The sequence below is a fragment of the Flavobacterium maritimum genome (assembly GCF_040049085.1).
Lineage (GTDB): Bacteria > Bacteroidota > Bacteroidia > Flavobacteriales > Flavobacteriaceae > Flavobacterium > Flavobacterium maritimum.
Genome location: NZ_JBDLZY010000003.1, coordinates 261647 through 277010, shown reverse-complemented (window position 1 = coordinate 277010; position 15364 = coordinate 261647). Strand labels below are relative to the sequence as shown.

15 protein-coding genes and 1 tRNA gene are annotated in these 15364 nt (G+C 36.5%); 3 read left to right on the top strand and 13 right to left on the bottom strand.

Annotation, left to right across the window (positions count from 1 at the left end):
- Nucleotides 1–12 precede the first annotated feature (12 nt).
- The 11 genes from ABEB23_RS08490 to ABEB23_RS08440 all read right to left on the bottom strand — a co-directional run bounded on the left by ABEB23_RS08490 (nt 13) and on the right by ABEB23_RS08440 (nt 10500).
- Entirely contained in the window at nt 13–2343 is a 2331-nt protein-coding gene (locus tag ABEB23_RS08490) for a glycoside hydrolase family 3 protein (RefSeq protein WP_348812125.1), read from the bottom strand.
- Between the two features lie 342 nt (nt 2344–2685).
- On the bottom strand, nt 2686–3426 hold the full coding sequence (locus tag ABEB23_RS08485) for a 3-keto-disaccharide hydrolase (protein ID WP_348812124.1): 741 nt from the start codon (nt 3424–3426) through the stop codon (nt 2686–2688).
- A gap of 384 nt (nt 3427–3810) precedes the next feature.
- Nucleotides 3811–4200, bottom strand: a complete 390-nt coding sequence (locus tag ABEB23_RS08480; protein WP_348812123.1) for a Dabb family protein — start codon at nt 4198–4200, stop codon at nt 3811–3813.
- Between the two features lie 125 nt (nt 4201–4325).
- Nucleotides 4326–4841, bottom strand: coding sequence for a PepSY domain-containing protein (locus ABEB23_RS08475; RefSeq protein ID WP_348812122.1), 516 nt, complete (start codon nt 4839–4841; stop codon nt 4326–4328).
- A gap of 276 nt (nt 4842–5117) precedes the next feature.
- Complete coding sequence (locus ABEB23_RS08470; RefSeq protein WP_348812121.1) at nt 5118–5660, bottom strand: alpha-glucosidase C-terminal domain-containing protein; 543 nt, start codon at nt 5658–5660, stop codon at nt 5118–5120.
- Nucleotides 5644–6441 carry an alpha-amylase family glycosyl hydrolase gene (locus tag ABEB23_RS08465; RefSeq protein ID WP_348812119.1) on the bottom strand — a complete coding sequence of 266 codons (798 nt, stop codon included), beginning with the start codon at nt 6439–6441 and terminating at the stop codon, nt 5644–5646. Before ABEB23_RS08465 ends, ABEB23_RS08470 begins: the two co-directional genes overlap by 17 nt.
- A 22-nt stretch (nt 6442–6463) precedes the next feature.
- On the bottom strand, nt 6464–7819 hold the full coding sequence (locus tag ABEB23_RS08460) for an alpha-amylase family glycosyl hydrolase (protein ID WP_348812118.1): 1356 nt from the start codon (nt 7817–7819) through the stop codon (nt 6464–6466).
- Between the two features lie 410 nt (nt 7820–8229).
- Nucleotides 8230–8355 carry a hypothetical protein gene (locus tag ABEB23_RS08455; RefSeq protein ID WP_348812117.1) on the bottom strand — a complete coding sequence of 42 codons (126 nt, stop codon included), beginning with the start codon at nt 8353–8355 and terminating at the stop codon, nt 8230–8232.
- A gap of 11 nt (nt 8356–8366) precedes the next feature.
- Entirely contained in the window at nt 8367–9227 is an 861-nt protein-coding gene (locus ABEB23_RS08450) for an alpha/beta fold hydrolase (RefSeq protein WP_348812116.1), read from the bottom strand.
- A gap of 28 nt (nt 9228–9255) precedes the next feature.
- A complete protein-coding gene (locus ABEB23_RS08445) occupies nt 9256–9954 on the bottom strand; it encodes a 3-keto-alpha-glucoside-1,2-lyase-like domain-containing protein (protein ID WP_348812114.1) in 699 nt (232 codons plus the stop codon).
- Nucleotides 9955–9978: 24 nt separating this feature from the next.
- The gene (locus ABEB23_RS08440; RefSeq protein ID WP_348812113.1) at nt 9979–10500 is read right to left on the bottom strand and encodes a DinB family protein; all 522 of its coding nucleotides are present in this window, start codon (nt 10498–10500) and stop codon (nt 9979–9981) included.
- Nucleotides 10501–10599: 99 nt separating this feature from the next.
- Between ABEB23_RS08440 and ABEB23_RS08435 the strand changes: the two genes are divergently transcribed.
- Nucleotides 10600–10944 (top strand): winged helix-turn-helix transcriptional regulator, encoded by a 345-nt coding sequence (locus ABEB23_RS08435; protein ID WP_348812112.1) that lies wholly within the window; start codon nt 10600–10602, stop codon nt 10942–10944.
- Nucleotides 10945–11157: 213 nt separating this feature from the next.
- Here ABEB23_RS08435 and ABEB23_RS08430 read toward each other — a convergent pair.
- Nucleotides 11158–11231 (bottom strand) — tRNA-Asn (locus tag ABEB23_RS08430).
- A 133-nt stretch (nt 11232–11364) separates the two neighbouring features.
- Entirely contained in the window at nt 11365–12708 is a 1344-nt protein-coding gene (gene rseP, locus ABEB23_RS08425) for an RIP metalloprotease RseP (protein WP_348812110.1), read from the bottom strand.
- Between the two features lie 186 nt (nt 12709–12894).
- Between rseP and ABEB23_RS08420 the strand changes: the two genes are divergently transcribed.
- Complete coding sequence (locus ABEB23_RS08420) at nt 12895–13962, top strand: NADH:flavin oxidoreductase/NADH oxidase (protein WP_348812109.1); 1068 nt, start codon at nt 12895–12897, stop codon at nt 13960–13962.
- A gap of 208 nt (nt 13963–14170) precedes the next feature.
- Nucleotides 14171–15211: a Gfo/Idh/MocA family oxidoreductase gene (locus ABEB23_RS08415; RefSeq protein WP_348812108.1), complete on the top strand. Its 1041-nt coding sequence runs from the start codon at nt 14171–14173 to the stop codon at nt 15209–15211.
- The last annotated feature ends 153 nt before the right edge of the window (nt 15212–15364 follow it).

Genomic DNA, 15364 nt, shown 5'->3' with positions numbered 1-15364 from the left:
ATTTCTTGAAACCTATTTCTTAACGCTATATTTAGCCGTTCTGGCATCTTTTATAACTCCTTTCCAGTTCAATCCGAAACCAAAATCATACACATTTCCATTAGCATCTTTGTATGGAATCATATCGTGAGGAACGTCTTCCATTTGTTTTTCAACAGTAGACATATTGATTGGCATTTGCAACGGCAACAATCCCGAAGGTTCTGTTTGTCCCGAAATAATATCCATTAAAGCTTCTGCCTGTACGCCAAACTCTCCTACAATCGCATCCACCTCTTTTTCAAACTCCCCAAAAACCATCGGATTAGAAATATTCACGGATACCAATACTGGTTTGCCATTCATCGCTTTTTTAGTTTCAAGAATCGTATTTAAATCAGGATATGAGTTTGATTTAGATGTTTTATTCAAGTAAGAGCGGTTTGTAATGGTTGGGTCAATTACAGGATCACCGGCGGCAATACTTTGCGTTCTGGCATCGACTGCTGTATAGTCCTGCAATTGCAAACTAATAGGCACATATCCATTCCCTCCGGCTTGTCTGTCTGCTCTGCTATACCCACCACTTATAGGGCTTTTAATAAATACAATGGCAAAATCAGCTTTAGCAGGATCATCCGTTACGGTATAATATTTTTTAATCAATTCCAGATTAACAGGATACTCGATTTTTTCCGGTGACGGTTGACCAAAAAAGTTGATACCAGCGGGAGTAACTCTTTTGGGGATATAAACCGTCTTCCCTTTTTGTATTGGCAAAGTCTTATTTTGATTTTTTATCATCACAATAGACTTTAATTGTGCATCATATCCCGCTTTCATGAATTCAGGCTGACCTACAATAGTTTTGGTCTCCACAGAGTCTAAATACGAATTTTCGAATAATCCTACTCTAAAGATATTCAGAAGCAAACGCACTGCTGATTGCTCAAAGCGTTTACGCATAAAACTTTCTCCATGCTCCTTTACTCCCATTTGATATGCTTCAAGCACAGGATTGATATCATTATTGCCTCCAAACTGGTCAACCCCAGCCATTAAAACTTTATAATGTCTTTCGGCAACAGTCAATTTTTCAACACCCCATGATTTCCCTGCAAAGACATCTGGAGTAGGCCCTTCATCTGCCGTAATCAACCAATCCGTACAGACCACTCCTTCATAACCATACTTGTTTCTTAGCAAATCCGTAATGATGTATTTACTAAAACCATTCCCAACATTTTCACCGTTCTTTTTATCCTGACCGTAAGAAATCGTGTAATAAGGCATCACCGCGGATGCTTTCTGGGTACCACCTTCTAACTTAAAAGCGCCATCGACAAAAGGTTTTAAATGAGTTTCAAAATTATTTCCGGGATAAACTGCAAACTTTCCATAAGCGAAATGACCATCACGTCCGCCTTCTTCCGGACCACCACTTGGCCAGTGTTTTACCATCGCATTCACACTTAAATTACCCCATCCTTCATAAGCGGCAATGGATTTTGGGGAAGTTTGAAACCCGTCTACATAGGCTCTTGCCATATCTGTTGCTAATTTTGGATCTTCTCCAAAAGTACCCACAAAACGATTCCATCTCGGCTCTGTAGCTAAATCAATCTGTGGTGACAATGCCGTTGTAATTCCGATGGCCCTGTATTCCTTAGCGGCAATGGATCCAAATTGTTTTGTAATAGCCGGATCAAAAGTAGCCGCCAATCCCAATTCCTCCGGCCATTGTGAAATCGCGCCACCTGATCCAGCATTGTATTCAGCATCTTTATTGGCTCCATTTCTTGGATCAGAACTGTTATTAGAGGGTATTCCCACTCCGATTCCTTCCACTAGCGCTTGTATATTATTATTCCATTCTGCAGCAACTATTGGACTTTCGACCGAAGTCATCAACACATGACGCAAATTATCTTTCGTTAAAAATGCTATTTGTTGATCCGACAAATCGGAAGACTTTGCGCCACTTTTAGAAAATGGCTTTCCAGTATACGTTCCTGTAAACATTCCGGCCTCTGCAGCGGGAACAGATTGATGTCTGCTGTATAACATTAAACCCGCCATTTGCTCCACAGTCATTTTTGCTGCAAGATCTTTAGCACGCTCCGCTACAGGTTTTCTCCAATCTTCATAAATGTCCAGAGAACCATTTTTGTTTAAATCTTTAAAAGCTAAACCATCAACTTGAATAATGTTAACTCCAGATTTAGGCGAATACCCTAATGTTTGCCCTCCTTGGTTTTTAACAATATTATAGATGCCCTTAGGGATTTCCGTCCATTTTTTCTGGGCGTAAGAATGCGTTCCAAAGAGTACAAGTAACGCAGGTAGTACTATTCTTTTTTTCATGTTTTGTTGGTTGTTTTTTAGGTATGTAAATAGCTGAATTATATCCTTATAACAGGTTGATTGTAATAGTATGGACTACTATTAATCATCACAACTGTACTTTCTGTTTCCGTCACACCGAACGAAAACGTTTTCAAATATAAAAAATAATGTGTCATTACAACACAATGAATAAATAATATTTTAAAAAATCACCTCAGAACTGATTAAAAGTAAAGCTTTTAACCCTATTATTTTCACTTTTAACCAAAAAAAAGACCATCATTACTGACAGTCTTTTTGCTATTACTTTCTTTATTGTCGACAGTTACTATTGAATACCATCAACGTGATTGTCAACATTTAATTCAATTCTTTGATTTTAATATTTCGTAAAGCTACGCCCTTTGCCCAATCCTGAAATGCAATTTTACCGCTGGTAGCTTTTCCAAAAGACGGGAATTTTCCTAAATTACTTGCTGCCACCAGCTCTTTCCAACGAGCGCTGGTCATATCTTCCTGACCCGTTAAAACACCATTTAACCAAAATGTTATCTGCCCATTTTGTTGAAGAATTCGGGACGTATTCCATTCACCAAATTTTTTAGGCTGCACTTTGTTTTTTAATGGAGATAAGCTATAAATACAGCCCGACAAGCGTTTACCATCTTTCAAATCGTGGGTGGAAGCATTTGCATTATCCAGTAATTGGTATTCAGGACCAGTAGTCCAGGCTGTAGGGAATTCGGGGCCTTCCTGAACATTAATGAACACACCACTATTTCCTCCTTTTGAAATCTTCCATTCAAAAGTCAAATCATAATTATCATACGCCTTATCAGACACAATATCTCCTCGCACAACGTTTTCTGTATTAGGATCGCACACCAATTCTCCCCCGGCAACTGACCAGGCAGATTGAATGGCGCCTTCATTATAAATGTGCCAACCATTAGTTGTTTTACCGTCGAAAAGCAGTACCCAACCGTCTTTTAATTCGTCCTCCGTCAGCATATTTATATTCTCCACTTTTTGGGAATAGGAAGCTAAACTAATTGAGCATAGTAAAATTATAGACCATAGAGAGAGATTTCTTTGCTTCATCGTTTTAAATTTAAATTCATTATAAAATTGATATTCCCTTTTTCCCATTGCTGCTTTTTAGAAAAAATAATTCTTTACTAAAAACCATTTTCAAATATAGAAAAATAATGCGTCGTTAAAACACAAAGAACACCTAAATCATTTCATATTAGAATTTTAACCTTGCTAGAAAAAAAACAGCTTTGTAAACCCGTTTATACGAAAGACATAAAAAATGAAAAAAAACATTGCCACCAAGTTTTCAAAGCTCCGACCAAAGCTTCAATGAGTCACCCAAAAATTCAAAAATCATGGACAAAAAAAAGGTCTCAAGAACTAAATCTTGAAACCAATACTTTTTTAAATGACTTTGCTTCTACGGGTATTAAACCAAGCTTGCAAAGTCTATACATCTATCGCATCATAAACAATTACCTTTTCCCATAAATGAGAACATTCCTTTATAAAAGCCAGATGAATTGGATGGTCTTGATATATTTTTTGACCGGCTTCATCATCAAAAAACATAAGTTCTGAAACATCCCAAGAGGTATCAACTACCTCACGTTTCTCTGTGGAAGCTAAGACTCCCACATGAATTTGACGAATAGTTGGGATTGCCGCCAAGGTTTTTAAACCGGCAATCAATTGTTGTTTATCAGCCTCCGATTGAGGGTTCTTTAACCAAAAAAACACATGGTGCAACAAGGCTTTTTTCTCTGGACGCGTTCCAAAACCCATAATACCGGCAACTCCAAATAGAGCTGCAAAACCAATAAATTTTCTACGTATCATCACTTAACTTATTTTAAAAAGGTAAATATCGAAATTTAAAAAATGAAAAAAGACAAAATACCCCCTTTATTTTAATGCTTTCCGTTCATTTAAACAAAGTTAGACCAAGAGGTCACTGATTTCATTTACACAAATAACAAAATTACAGTCAATACCACTCCTGCTGCAGTAAAATATAATCCTCTTTTAAATATTGACGTTTTTGGCATGAACATCCAAAAAGCAGAGACCACAAAGAATAAAAGCGACAGACCAAAAAAGACATTCAAAAAGAACAGAGGATCTCCGGACTTTGCTTTATGAAGATGGGTCATTTTTTCGATTACCGCAGGAAGCTCCTGTGTTTTATAATCAGCTGCCCCTGTTTTTTTGTTATAGGTTCCCTCCTTAAAATAGATAATATCCCCTTCTTCACGATCAGCTTTGAAACCTCGAATCTCCAACATTCGACCTAAATCCTCGCCGCTGGCATTTGGTTTAACCGTTTTAATCACTTGTTTTTCCTGCTTTAGAAAACCAGAATCTCTAAAAATTAATACGATTCCGCTTAAAGCATAAACAGCCATAATTCCAGCAAGGAAAAAGCCTAAATATCGATGAACGATGCGCATTGTTGTGCTAAGAGTTCGTTTTTTTGACATAACTAAACAGATTTAAAATTAAAAATAGTACTTGTTTTTCAATTCCTAACGGATTTATACCGAAAGCACTTCTTATTTCTAAAAGAAGTGCTATACCAAAAGATTCGTTGGACAAAAAAACAATAAAAAGGTTTAATCATCATCGTAATTTATTATTAATCTTCACTGCACCGTCTTAACTAGTCTATCCCAGAAAAAGCCACACTATTGATTCATTCCTTTTCTCAAAAAAAGGGGGTAATAGCAAAACTATACCCCTATTTTATGTTTATAACATTACTCTCTTTCTAAAACCAAATATCCCCAAGGCTCCAACTTCAATTTATCCTGTCCTTTAAACTCCATTTTTTTAGCTGTAAACAAGTCCGTGAATTTTCCTTTATGGTATTCATTTTCTAAACTAACTTCTTTGATTTGGTCACTAAAATTAATAATTACAATTACATTATCATTCCCTTTTGTTCTAGAGAAAGAAATCACATTTGCCATTTGATCGTTCTTAATACGAACCATTTTTCCTCCCCAATCGCCATTCCAAAGTGCTTGATTACGATGTTTTAATTCAAATAATTTTTTAAAAATAGCCCCATTCTGATGATCTTTCCAAACTATTGGGTCTTTATCAAAAAACAGCAACGAACGATCTAATCCCGATTCCTGACCGCTGTACAACATTGGCATTCCGTCAATAGTTCCTATTAGCACCATGGCTGGCTTCAGTCCGTCACCAAAGTTTTTAAACACATTGCCTTCCCATGAATTTTTATCGTGATTGTCCAAAAATACCATTCGATAACCGGCTTCAGGAAAAATACTCACATGTTCTGCAATATAACCTTCCGTTAAGCCGTGGATAGTTGTTTTTTGGGTCGTTATCGTCAAATGACTTTCGGTGTAAATCAAAGGTTTCTGATTCGGCCAACATAAATACTGGTTTAATAGCATCGAGTTCTTTTCGAACATTTTCCCAAAAATCCAAAGGCATAAAACTCGCCACATCACAACGATAACCGTCTATATTGGTCTCTTTTACCCAATATTTTAAGACATCGGTCATGTATTTTCGAATACCCGGTTGTTGGTAGTCAAAATCTATAATATCATCGTAATCGCGCCAAGGTGTCGGTTCAAAATTTCCCGCTTCGTCCTTGATGTACCAATCCGGATGTTGTTTTACCAAAGCGTTGTCTGTCGCCGAATGATTAGCAACCCAGTCCAAAATTACGTGCATTCCCATTGCGTGAATTTTGTCTACCAAAGCTTTAAAATCATCTAAACTACCATGCTCCGGATTCACTCCATAATAATCTTTTACCGCATAATAGCTTCCTAAAGACCCTTTTCTGTTTTTTTCTCCAATGGGGTGAATGGGCATGAGCCAAATAATATCAACACCAAGCGCTTTGAGTCTTGGCAAATGCGCTTCAAAGGCTTTAAAAGTTCCTTCGGGAGTGAATTGCCGAAGATTTACTTCGTAGATTGTGGCATTTTTGCTCCATTCCGGATGCTGTAATTCGACATATTTTTTAGGTTGGTAAGCATCTTGAGAAAAACCTAAAAACGAAATAAAAAACAAAACTATGGGTAGGTGAGATTTCATAGCGAGTTGATTTTTTTAAAAATTAGTACTCATACACTTCATAACCCCAGGGTTTCATTTTCCATTCTTTGGAGTTTAAAATTTCCTCGTTTCCTTTAAAGACATTGTGTGCTTTTCCTGTCAAAGTAGCGTCTTTTATTGATACTATTTGTTCATTTTTGGAAAAATTAAGAATTACCAAAACTTTTTTATTCCCCTTTTCCCTTAGATAGGCATAAATAGCTTTATCGTCTCCCAAATGTACTTTTTTGAAAGAAGCATCAGCGGAAAGCGCTTCGTTGTTCTTTCTTAGATTCAGTAATGTCTTGTAGAATTTTTCCCTTTGAAAGTTTTTAAACGTTATGGGGTCCTTGTCGAAAAATTTCAAGGCTCTTAAAACCGGTTCTTCCTGTCCGCTGTATATTAGGGGAACACTGTTTTTCATGGTTTGTGTAAATACGGCAAACGGTTCGTGAATAACTCCTGGAAAAGTTCCAAAATCGGCATGGTTCCAACTGTTTTCATCGTGATTACTGGTGAAATACATTTGAATCGTATTTTTGGGATATATAGTTTCATTTTCTTTGTTGATACTATCCAATACAAGTGCTGATTTTTCACCTTTGGCTACTTTTTCCATCATTTTGAACATGTGCCAAGGGTAAACCGCATCGAAGCCACTTTTGGGGAGATAAGTACTGTCTCCTTCGGCAAGCATAAAGATATTCTTCATTTTTTTTAATTCCGGAATAGACTTCTGCCAAAAAGAAGCGGGAACATTCCAGGCAACATCACATCTAAATCCATCTATATTGGTGTCTTCAATCCAGTATTTCATCGCACGAAGCATACTATCTTGCAATATCGGATTCTTATAATTTAATTGCCTCGTATCTGCCCAATCAAATGCGACTGCAGGTTTACCGGAGCTGTCCTTTATGAAGAAATCGGGATGTTGAGTAATCCATCGATGATCAGCCCCAGTGTGATTTGGCACCCAATCAATTAATACTTTCATTCCTTTATCATGTATGGATTGTACCAATTTCTTAAAGTCATCCATTGTACCAAATTCAGGATTAATCGCAGTATAATCAGAAACGGCGTAATAACTTCCCAAAGAGCCTTTTCTGTCTAATTTGCTAATAGGGTTAATTGGCATGAACCAAATCGTTTCCACTCCCATCGCTTTTAATCGGTCGAGGTGCTTGGCAAACGCATTAAAAGTTCCTTCGGGCGTGTATTGACGAACGTTTACCTCATAAATATTGCTTTGCATGATCCAGGCTGGATGACCATCGATTTGATTACTATCGTTATTTGATAATTTGTTGTTTTGACAGCCTATCAAAGAAAAAATCAATGCAACAAATAGAAAAGGAGTAGGAGTTTTTTTCATAGCAGTAAAAATTAATTATTAAAATAAGTTTATACTTTGAAGTGATTTAGTTTATGGAACTATTGGAGCACTTTTTCAATAAATTACACAAACTAGCGGAGTACCAATTTAGTGATTTTATTAAACAAATTTCAAATGAAAAGGGTATTAATGTCTTAATCATCATGTTATTTCGATGTCTGAAGATAGGCAGATTTTTAGACAAGATCAATTCCAATTTGTAGCGACCAATGAGAGGTCTCACTTCTGAGTCACCTTATTTTAGGACTATACATAAAAACAAAAAAAAAGCCCAACATTGCTGTCAGGCTTTTTTATTATTGCTCTTTATTTACGAAAATGAACCTTAATGCTCTTAAATACTAGTCGCCGTTAAACCAAACAATTACTTTTTCGAAAAATTATTGCAATTAAGAATCTTTTATTTCTGCTTTGGTATTTATGGCTTCAAATTCCTGTTGATTCCAAGTAAATTTTTGGGCAAATGCATCAGTCATAAATAGAACAAGAACACTGGATAAAAGCACTTTTTGCATATTGAACAGATTTATTTCTGGTTTAAAAACGGAACGATACTGGCCCAAACAGCCGGAAAATTTTCTATGAAAACCACATGACCCGTGTTAGGTATAATACCCAGCTGGCTGTGAGGTATCATATTGTATGCATTTATAACTGTTGCCAGCGGTGCATTCCGGTCCAATTCCCCAGAAATTACGAGAACCGGACATTTAATTGTTGAAAACAGCTCTTTGCTGGCAGTCATGGTATTGTAAAAGTTAGCCATGTTAATCCAAAACTCTTCAATTCTTTCGGGTTCTGGCATTAGTGCCAACTTTTTTTTCCAAAATTCATTTTTCAAATCAAATGCTTCCCCTGAAAAAACAACTTTTCGCAAACCAGGTATCTGTTCGCCCGCACCAATTGCGACCATTTTCTTAACACGCTCAGGATACATGCTTGCTACCTTATAGGCCGTATAAGCACCATCACTAAACCCAAGGATGGTAACACTATCTTTCGTCACTGCATTAACCACAGCCATGACATCATTAGCTTTTAATTCATAAGTTATAGGTTCAGTTCCAATTTCTGATTTCCCATGTCCGCGAGTAGCAATAGCAATTACCTGATAAGTGGGTTGCAGATTATTAATAAATTCACTCATTTCGTCAATAGACCCCATTATTCCGCCATGAAGCAGGAATATCGGTTGTCCCTTACCATACACCTCATAATAAATTTTGGCATCTTTTGACTGCACATAATGTCCAGCTTGCGGATTATTGCCGTAAGGAACTTTATTAGTTCCATTCGAAGGTTTTATAACCGCATGCAAGGTCTGTTGGGCTTGAAGCTGTATTGTAAATAAAACACAAAGCGATAATAGGTTGAAAAAACGTACCATTTCTTTAAAAGTTAAGGCTTACTTATAATTAGCGTTTTATGATTTTCAAATCCTTGAAATAGCCAATTGTTCCAATATCCACCCATAAAGCGATCGCGCCTTTAGTGGTACTTCCTTTCATCTTATCAACAATGAAATTAGAATATTTTGCATCATTTACAAACAATTCTGCTCTTTGTCCATTAACTTCTATTCTCAGTGTTATCCATTCGTTAATATTAACTGGTGCTGAAGTCTCGTACATCTCAGGAGAAAGTTTCCTTAACGTTTCAAACTTAAAATTTGGATAAGCATAATATTGAACAGTATGATTTCTATAGGATTGATTGTCTGATCTTCCAACCTTTGGCCTTAAATAGATGTTCTCAAAAGCCTTATCATTATCATCTATTCGAAAAGCAACCCCAATAAAACCTTGAGCAAATTGAAATGGCGAAGGGTTTTGAATTTGGCTATACATTTTCACTTCAATAGTTCCATTTTCAAATTCTAAATCTGTAAGCTTTGCATAGGTGGGCTCATCAACAGTAGATTCCAATTTGTTAACATCAAAAGCAAGAGCATCAAGATCTCGTTCAATTTTCAACACTTTTTGACCCTCAAAAGTAATGATTGAACCTGTGACATTTTTTAATTCAAATGTTTGCTTGCCCAATGTCAGCTTCTGTCCATAAGAAAACAAGCATAAGAATAATAACGGAATTGTAATTTTTAATAATTTCATCATACTAAATTTTTTTCAAGGAACTAACTAAAACAATTTTTCTGCTGGAGGAGTAGCGCCTACCAACCTCAAATAAACCGTTGTCTGCCCTCTATGATGGGTTTGATGTTCAAAACATTTGTTTAACACCTGCTCTCTACTCATGTCAAATTGACCAAAAAGTTTAATGTGTTCCCCAAGTTTACTATTAGGATATTTTTTAATGGCATTAATCGCAAAATCATAAGCAGCCATTACTTTAATGGTCACACTGGCCTTGTTCTCGTCACCGGATTTTTCCAACTCACCAACACCTACTGGCGGTTTCTCATCCGTGGCAGAACCTACGAAACCATATATCGCATCGCTCAAGTGTAAAACTTGGCCTGAGAACGATCGCATTTCTTTTGTTGGCTTAAACGAGTACCCACTTTCAGGCATCGCATCTAAATATTCTCTAGTATACGCTTTAGCTCTTTCCCACTCTTTAACGATATCATTCGTTGCTGTTTGCGCATTCAAATTACCCATAGATAAAAATACTGTCAGAAGTAATACAATCTTTTTCATAGTTTTTGGTTTTATAATTTTTTACAAATCTACGGACATTAGTGTATATTTGTAACCAATTAATTAAATACTGGTAACCAGTAGGTAACTACAAATTGTATGAGATATATCGAGAACCCCTATGATTGCCCTGTAACCAGAGCCATGTCAATTTTCGGTGGTAAATGGAAGCCCATAATATTAAATTGCATTGGTGAAAGTTCATTGCGGTTCGGGAAACTAAACCAATTGATGCCTGCCATTTCTAATAAGGTGTTATCAAATGAATTGAAAGAGTTAGAAGCTCTGGGCTTAATAGAAAGAAAAGAGTTTAAAGAAAGCACGCCAAAGGTAGAGTATACCTTATCTAATTCAGGAAAGAGTTTAATGCCCGTTTTACATGAAATTGCAAACTGGGGTAATTCAAATGAAGCGAAAAAGATTGTTACGGAAATGGTCAAGTAGATAATGTCCTCCATTATTACGTTAAACAATTCCTTCCAATTTCAATCCATAAAAAATCAGTTATCCCTGATTTTGATTATAAAAAAGCCTGACAGTTATGTCAGGCTTTTATTTTTATTTCTCCACAGGTTTTGGGTTCGAATATATACTACTGCCAATTCCAACTGTTTTTTAAAACAAAAAAGCCCGACATTGCTGTCAGGCTTTTAAAAGCTCCCCCTCTTGGGCTCGAACCAAGGACCCTCTGATTAACAGTCAGATGCTCTAACCAACTGAGCTAAGGAGGAAACTGTATATTGAAATGCGATTAGGAACGTATTTATTGTGCTTTTACTGATGTTTTATCTTCGGTTAAGCGGTTGCAAATATAGGGCTAAATTTGATTTCTGCAAACAAAATTAAAACTTTTTTTAATTTTTTTTACTTCCCAACAATTGCTTTATAAATGTCGTTTCCATTTGCAAATAACAAGAGCGAGATAAGCAAAACAAAACCAACCATTTGGGCATTTTCCAGGAATTTATCACTCGGTTTCTTGCCGCTAATCATTTCATATAATAAAAACATTACATGACCCCCATCAAGAGCAGGAATAGGCAATAAATTCATTACACCAAGCATAATTGATAATAAAGCCGTGATCGTCCAGAACACTTCCCAACTCCAAGTATTAGGAAAAATATCAAATATCGCTTTAAAACCACCTACTTGTTTATAAGCACCAGTACTAGGACTAAAAATCATTTTCAATTGTTTTCCGTAACCTACTAATTGGTCCTTTCCTTTTTCAATCCCTACCGGAATGGACTCCAACAAACCAAATTCTTGCTTGCTTATTTTGTAGTACCCCAGTTTCTCTAATGATTGCATCCCTAGACCTCCAATTTGAACTCCTAATTTACCATCTTTAGAAACAACAACCGGAACTTGCACTTCTTTTTCGTTTCGCAATACTGTTGCAGTAATGGTTTTGTTTTTATTATTATCCAAAATAGCTTTAGCTTCGTCAAAATATTTTGTCTTTTGTCCGTTTAGGGCAATCACTATATCCTTCTTTTCTAAGGCGGTGTTTGAAGACTCTGAAGCGACGGCTCCGATTACAAAAGGCATTCTTATAGAGGCCAGTGGCATTTTTTCAACTTTCGACAATTGATCAACAAAATCATTTGGCATGTTTATTTGTTGCTCTTTTCCATTTCTTTCGATAAGAATATGCTTAGCCATCACAATTTTCCCATTGATGTCATTGTCAAATCTTTCTAATTTTTCACCCTCGATAGAAATGATTCTGTCTCCAGTTTTGAAACCTGCATTTTGCATGGCTTTATTTTCTATCAAAAGACCATCTTTCAAATCATCATTAGCAATATAAGTATCGCCATAAACAAAAGCCATCCCAATGTAAATGATAAATGCCAAGACAAAGTTTACCGTAACCCCACCCAACATGATAATCAAACGTTGCCAAGCCGGTTTAGAACGAAATTCCCAAGGTTGTGCTGGCAAAGCCATTTGTTCCTTATCCATGCTTTCGTCAATCATTCCGGAAATTTTCACATAACCACCCAAAGGCAACCAACCGATTCCGTACTCAGTTTCTCCAATTTTCTTTTTTAGAAGAGAATATTTAACATCAAAAAACAAATAGAATTTTTCGACTCTGGTTTTAAATAATTTCGCAGGAATGAAATGTCCCAACTCGTGAAGAATAATCAGTAATGATAAACTCAATAAAAATTGAGAAAGCTTGATAACAATATCCATTTTTTAATTTTAGTTCTTAATTTGACGGACAAAAGTAAGGTTTTCTATTTTAGTTGCAAAGGTTTAGCTTTTGTATGATAATAAATGTTTGTTAATAATTACTGTTTTTAATTTTCACTTTCGTTTGTGTCTTGTAACTTTACTGTTCTTTTCTTTTAAAAATCCATCAATAAAATCTTAAAACGTATGGCATCACAATTATTTTCACCACTCCCAATAAAAAATATCGTCCTAAAAAACAGGATTGCTATTTCACCAATGTGCCAATATTCTGCAAAAGATGGTTTCGCCAATGATTGGCATTTAGTACATCTGGGCAGTCGTGCCAGTGGCGGCGCAGGTCTAATTATCCAAGAAGCAACTGCAATTTCTCCGGAAGGCAGGATTTCTCCTGAAGATTTAGGCCTTTGGAAAGACGAACAAATCGAAAAACTACAAACAATCACCCGCTTCATTCTCAGCCAAAACTCAGTCCCTGGAATTCAATTGGCTCATGCTGGAAGAAAAGCGAGTGTGTCTTCTCCTTGGAATGGCAATAAAAAACTAGACCAAAGTCAAGGAGGCTGGGATACTGTTGCACCAAGTGCCGTGGGTTACCATTCAAATGAAGCTGCACCTATTGCCTTAGACCAACCAGGAATCCAAAAAGTGATCTCCGATTTTAAAACTGCGACCAAAAGAGCCGTCCAGGCCGGTTATCAGGTACTGGAAATTCATGCCGCCCATGGTTATTTGTTACACCAATTTCTTTCTCCTTTATCCAATTTCAGAACGGATGAATATGGTGGAACCTTTGAAAACAGAATTCGCTTGGTCTTAGAAGTTCTGCAAGCAGTACAATCGGAATGGCCAGAAGACATGCCTTTATTGGTTCGAATCTCCGCCTCAGATTGGGCAGACGGAGGTTGGAACATTGAAGAATCTGTCCAGCTTTCGAAAATTTTAAAAGAAAAAGGCGTTGATTTAATAGATACTTCTTCAGGAGGCTTGGTTTCTCACCAACAGATTCCGTTAGGACCCAATTACCAGGTTCCTTTTGCAGAACAAATCAAAAAAGAAACCGGAATCATGACGGGTGCGGTAGGCTTAATCACGGAAGCTATCCAAGCAGAAGAAATCGTTGCCAGCGGTAAAGCAGATTTGGTTTTATTCGCAAGAGCATCCTTGCGAAATCCGAATCTGGGACTAACATTTGCCCACGAACTGCAAGCTGAGACCGACTGGCCAAAACAATACGACAGGGCAAAAATTTAATTAAGGACCTTTTTCTAACTCAAACTAGGAACTTATATCCTTATATGGTTTAACTTTGAAGCAACCTGAAATTATGCCTTACAGCATACCGAAAATGTTATAAAACAGTAAAACAATGTTAACCAAATAAGATAACTAGTATTTAAAAAACATGATTTCTTATTTTTTTATATAAATCCCGTAAAACCTATTTTATAAATAAAACAACATGCAAAAAATAAAAACCGCCTTGCTTTCTTACGGAATGTCCGGGAAAGTTTTTCACGCCCCTTTTATAGCTATTCATCCAGGATTTGAACTCTTGGGTTCTTGGGAAAGAAGTAAAAAATTAATCCAAGAAGATTACCCTTCGGTAAAAAGTTATGCTTCCCTTGAAGAACTACTGGAAGACGATGTAGATTTGGTGGTAGTGAATACGCCTGTAGAAACCCATTATGAATATGCAAAAAAAGTATTGCTGGCCGGAAAATGTGCTATCGTCGAAAAAGCTTTTACCACCACCGTTGCCCAAGCACAGGAATTAGCGGATTTGGCAAAAGAAAAAGGACTAAAACTCTCCGTTTTTCAAAACAGAAGATGGGACAGCGATTTCAAAACCGTCAAAAAAGTGGTTTCAGAAAAAGTACTGGGTGACATTGTAGAAGCCGAATTCCATTTTGACCGATATAATCCGAATTTAAGTCCAAAGCAACACAAAGAAACGGCCAATTCAGGTGCAGGAATTCTGAAAGATTTAGGACCTCACTTAATCGATCAAGCCTTGTTTTTATTTGGTTTACCCCAATCCGTTTTTGCTGATATCCGAATCACCAGAGCACATTCTTTAGTAGATGATTATATTGATATTTTACTCTATTATCCGGAATTAAGAGTTCGACTGAAAGCTGGTTTTTTTGTAAGGGAAGCCATTCCTTCTTTCGTCGTACATGGTAAAAAAGGATCCTTTTTAAAACCGCGGGGAGATGTTCAGGAAGATGATTTAAAACTCGGAAAAAAACCAAATTTAGACACATGGGGAACCGAGTCTGACAGCCTCCAAGGTATTTTACATACCGAAGTTAACAATGATATATTTAAGGCCAATTTACAAACCCTTCAAGGTAATTATTACGATTTTTTTGAAGGTGTATATCAATCCGTTGTTAATAATAAACCAGAACCCGTTACTGCACAAGATGGTGCTCACGTCATGCAAATTATTGAAGCAGCCATTCAAAGTAGTGCTAAAAAAACAGTTATAAAGATATAATTTATAGGCGCCGAAATCTTGCAAAAAACACTTTTTTTAAAGATTTCGGCACCTTTTTCTATTTTAAAACCATAAGAAAATACTTGTTTTTAATCTCCAATAACGTTGTATTTTTAAGCAAATGTGTTGTTTTGACATAATGAGAGTTTGCAT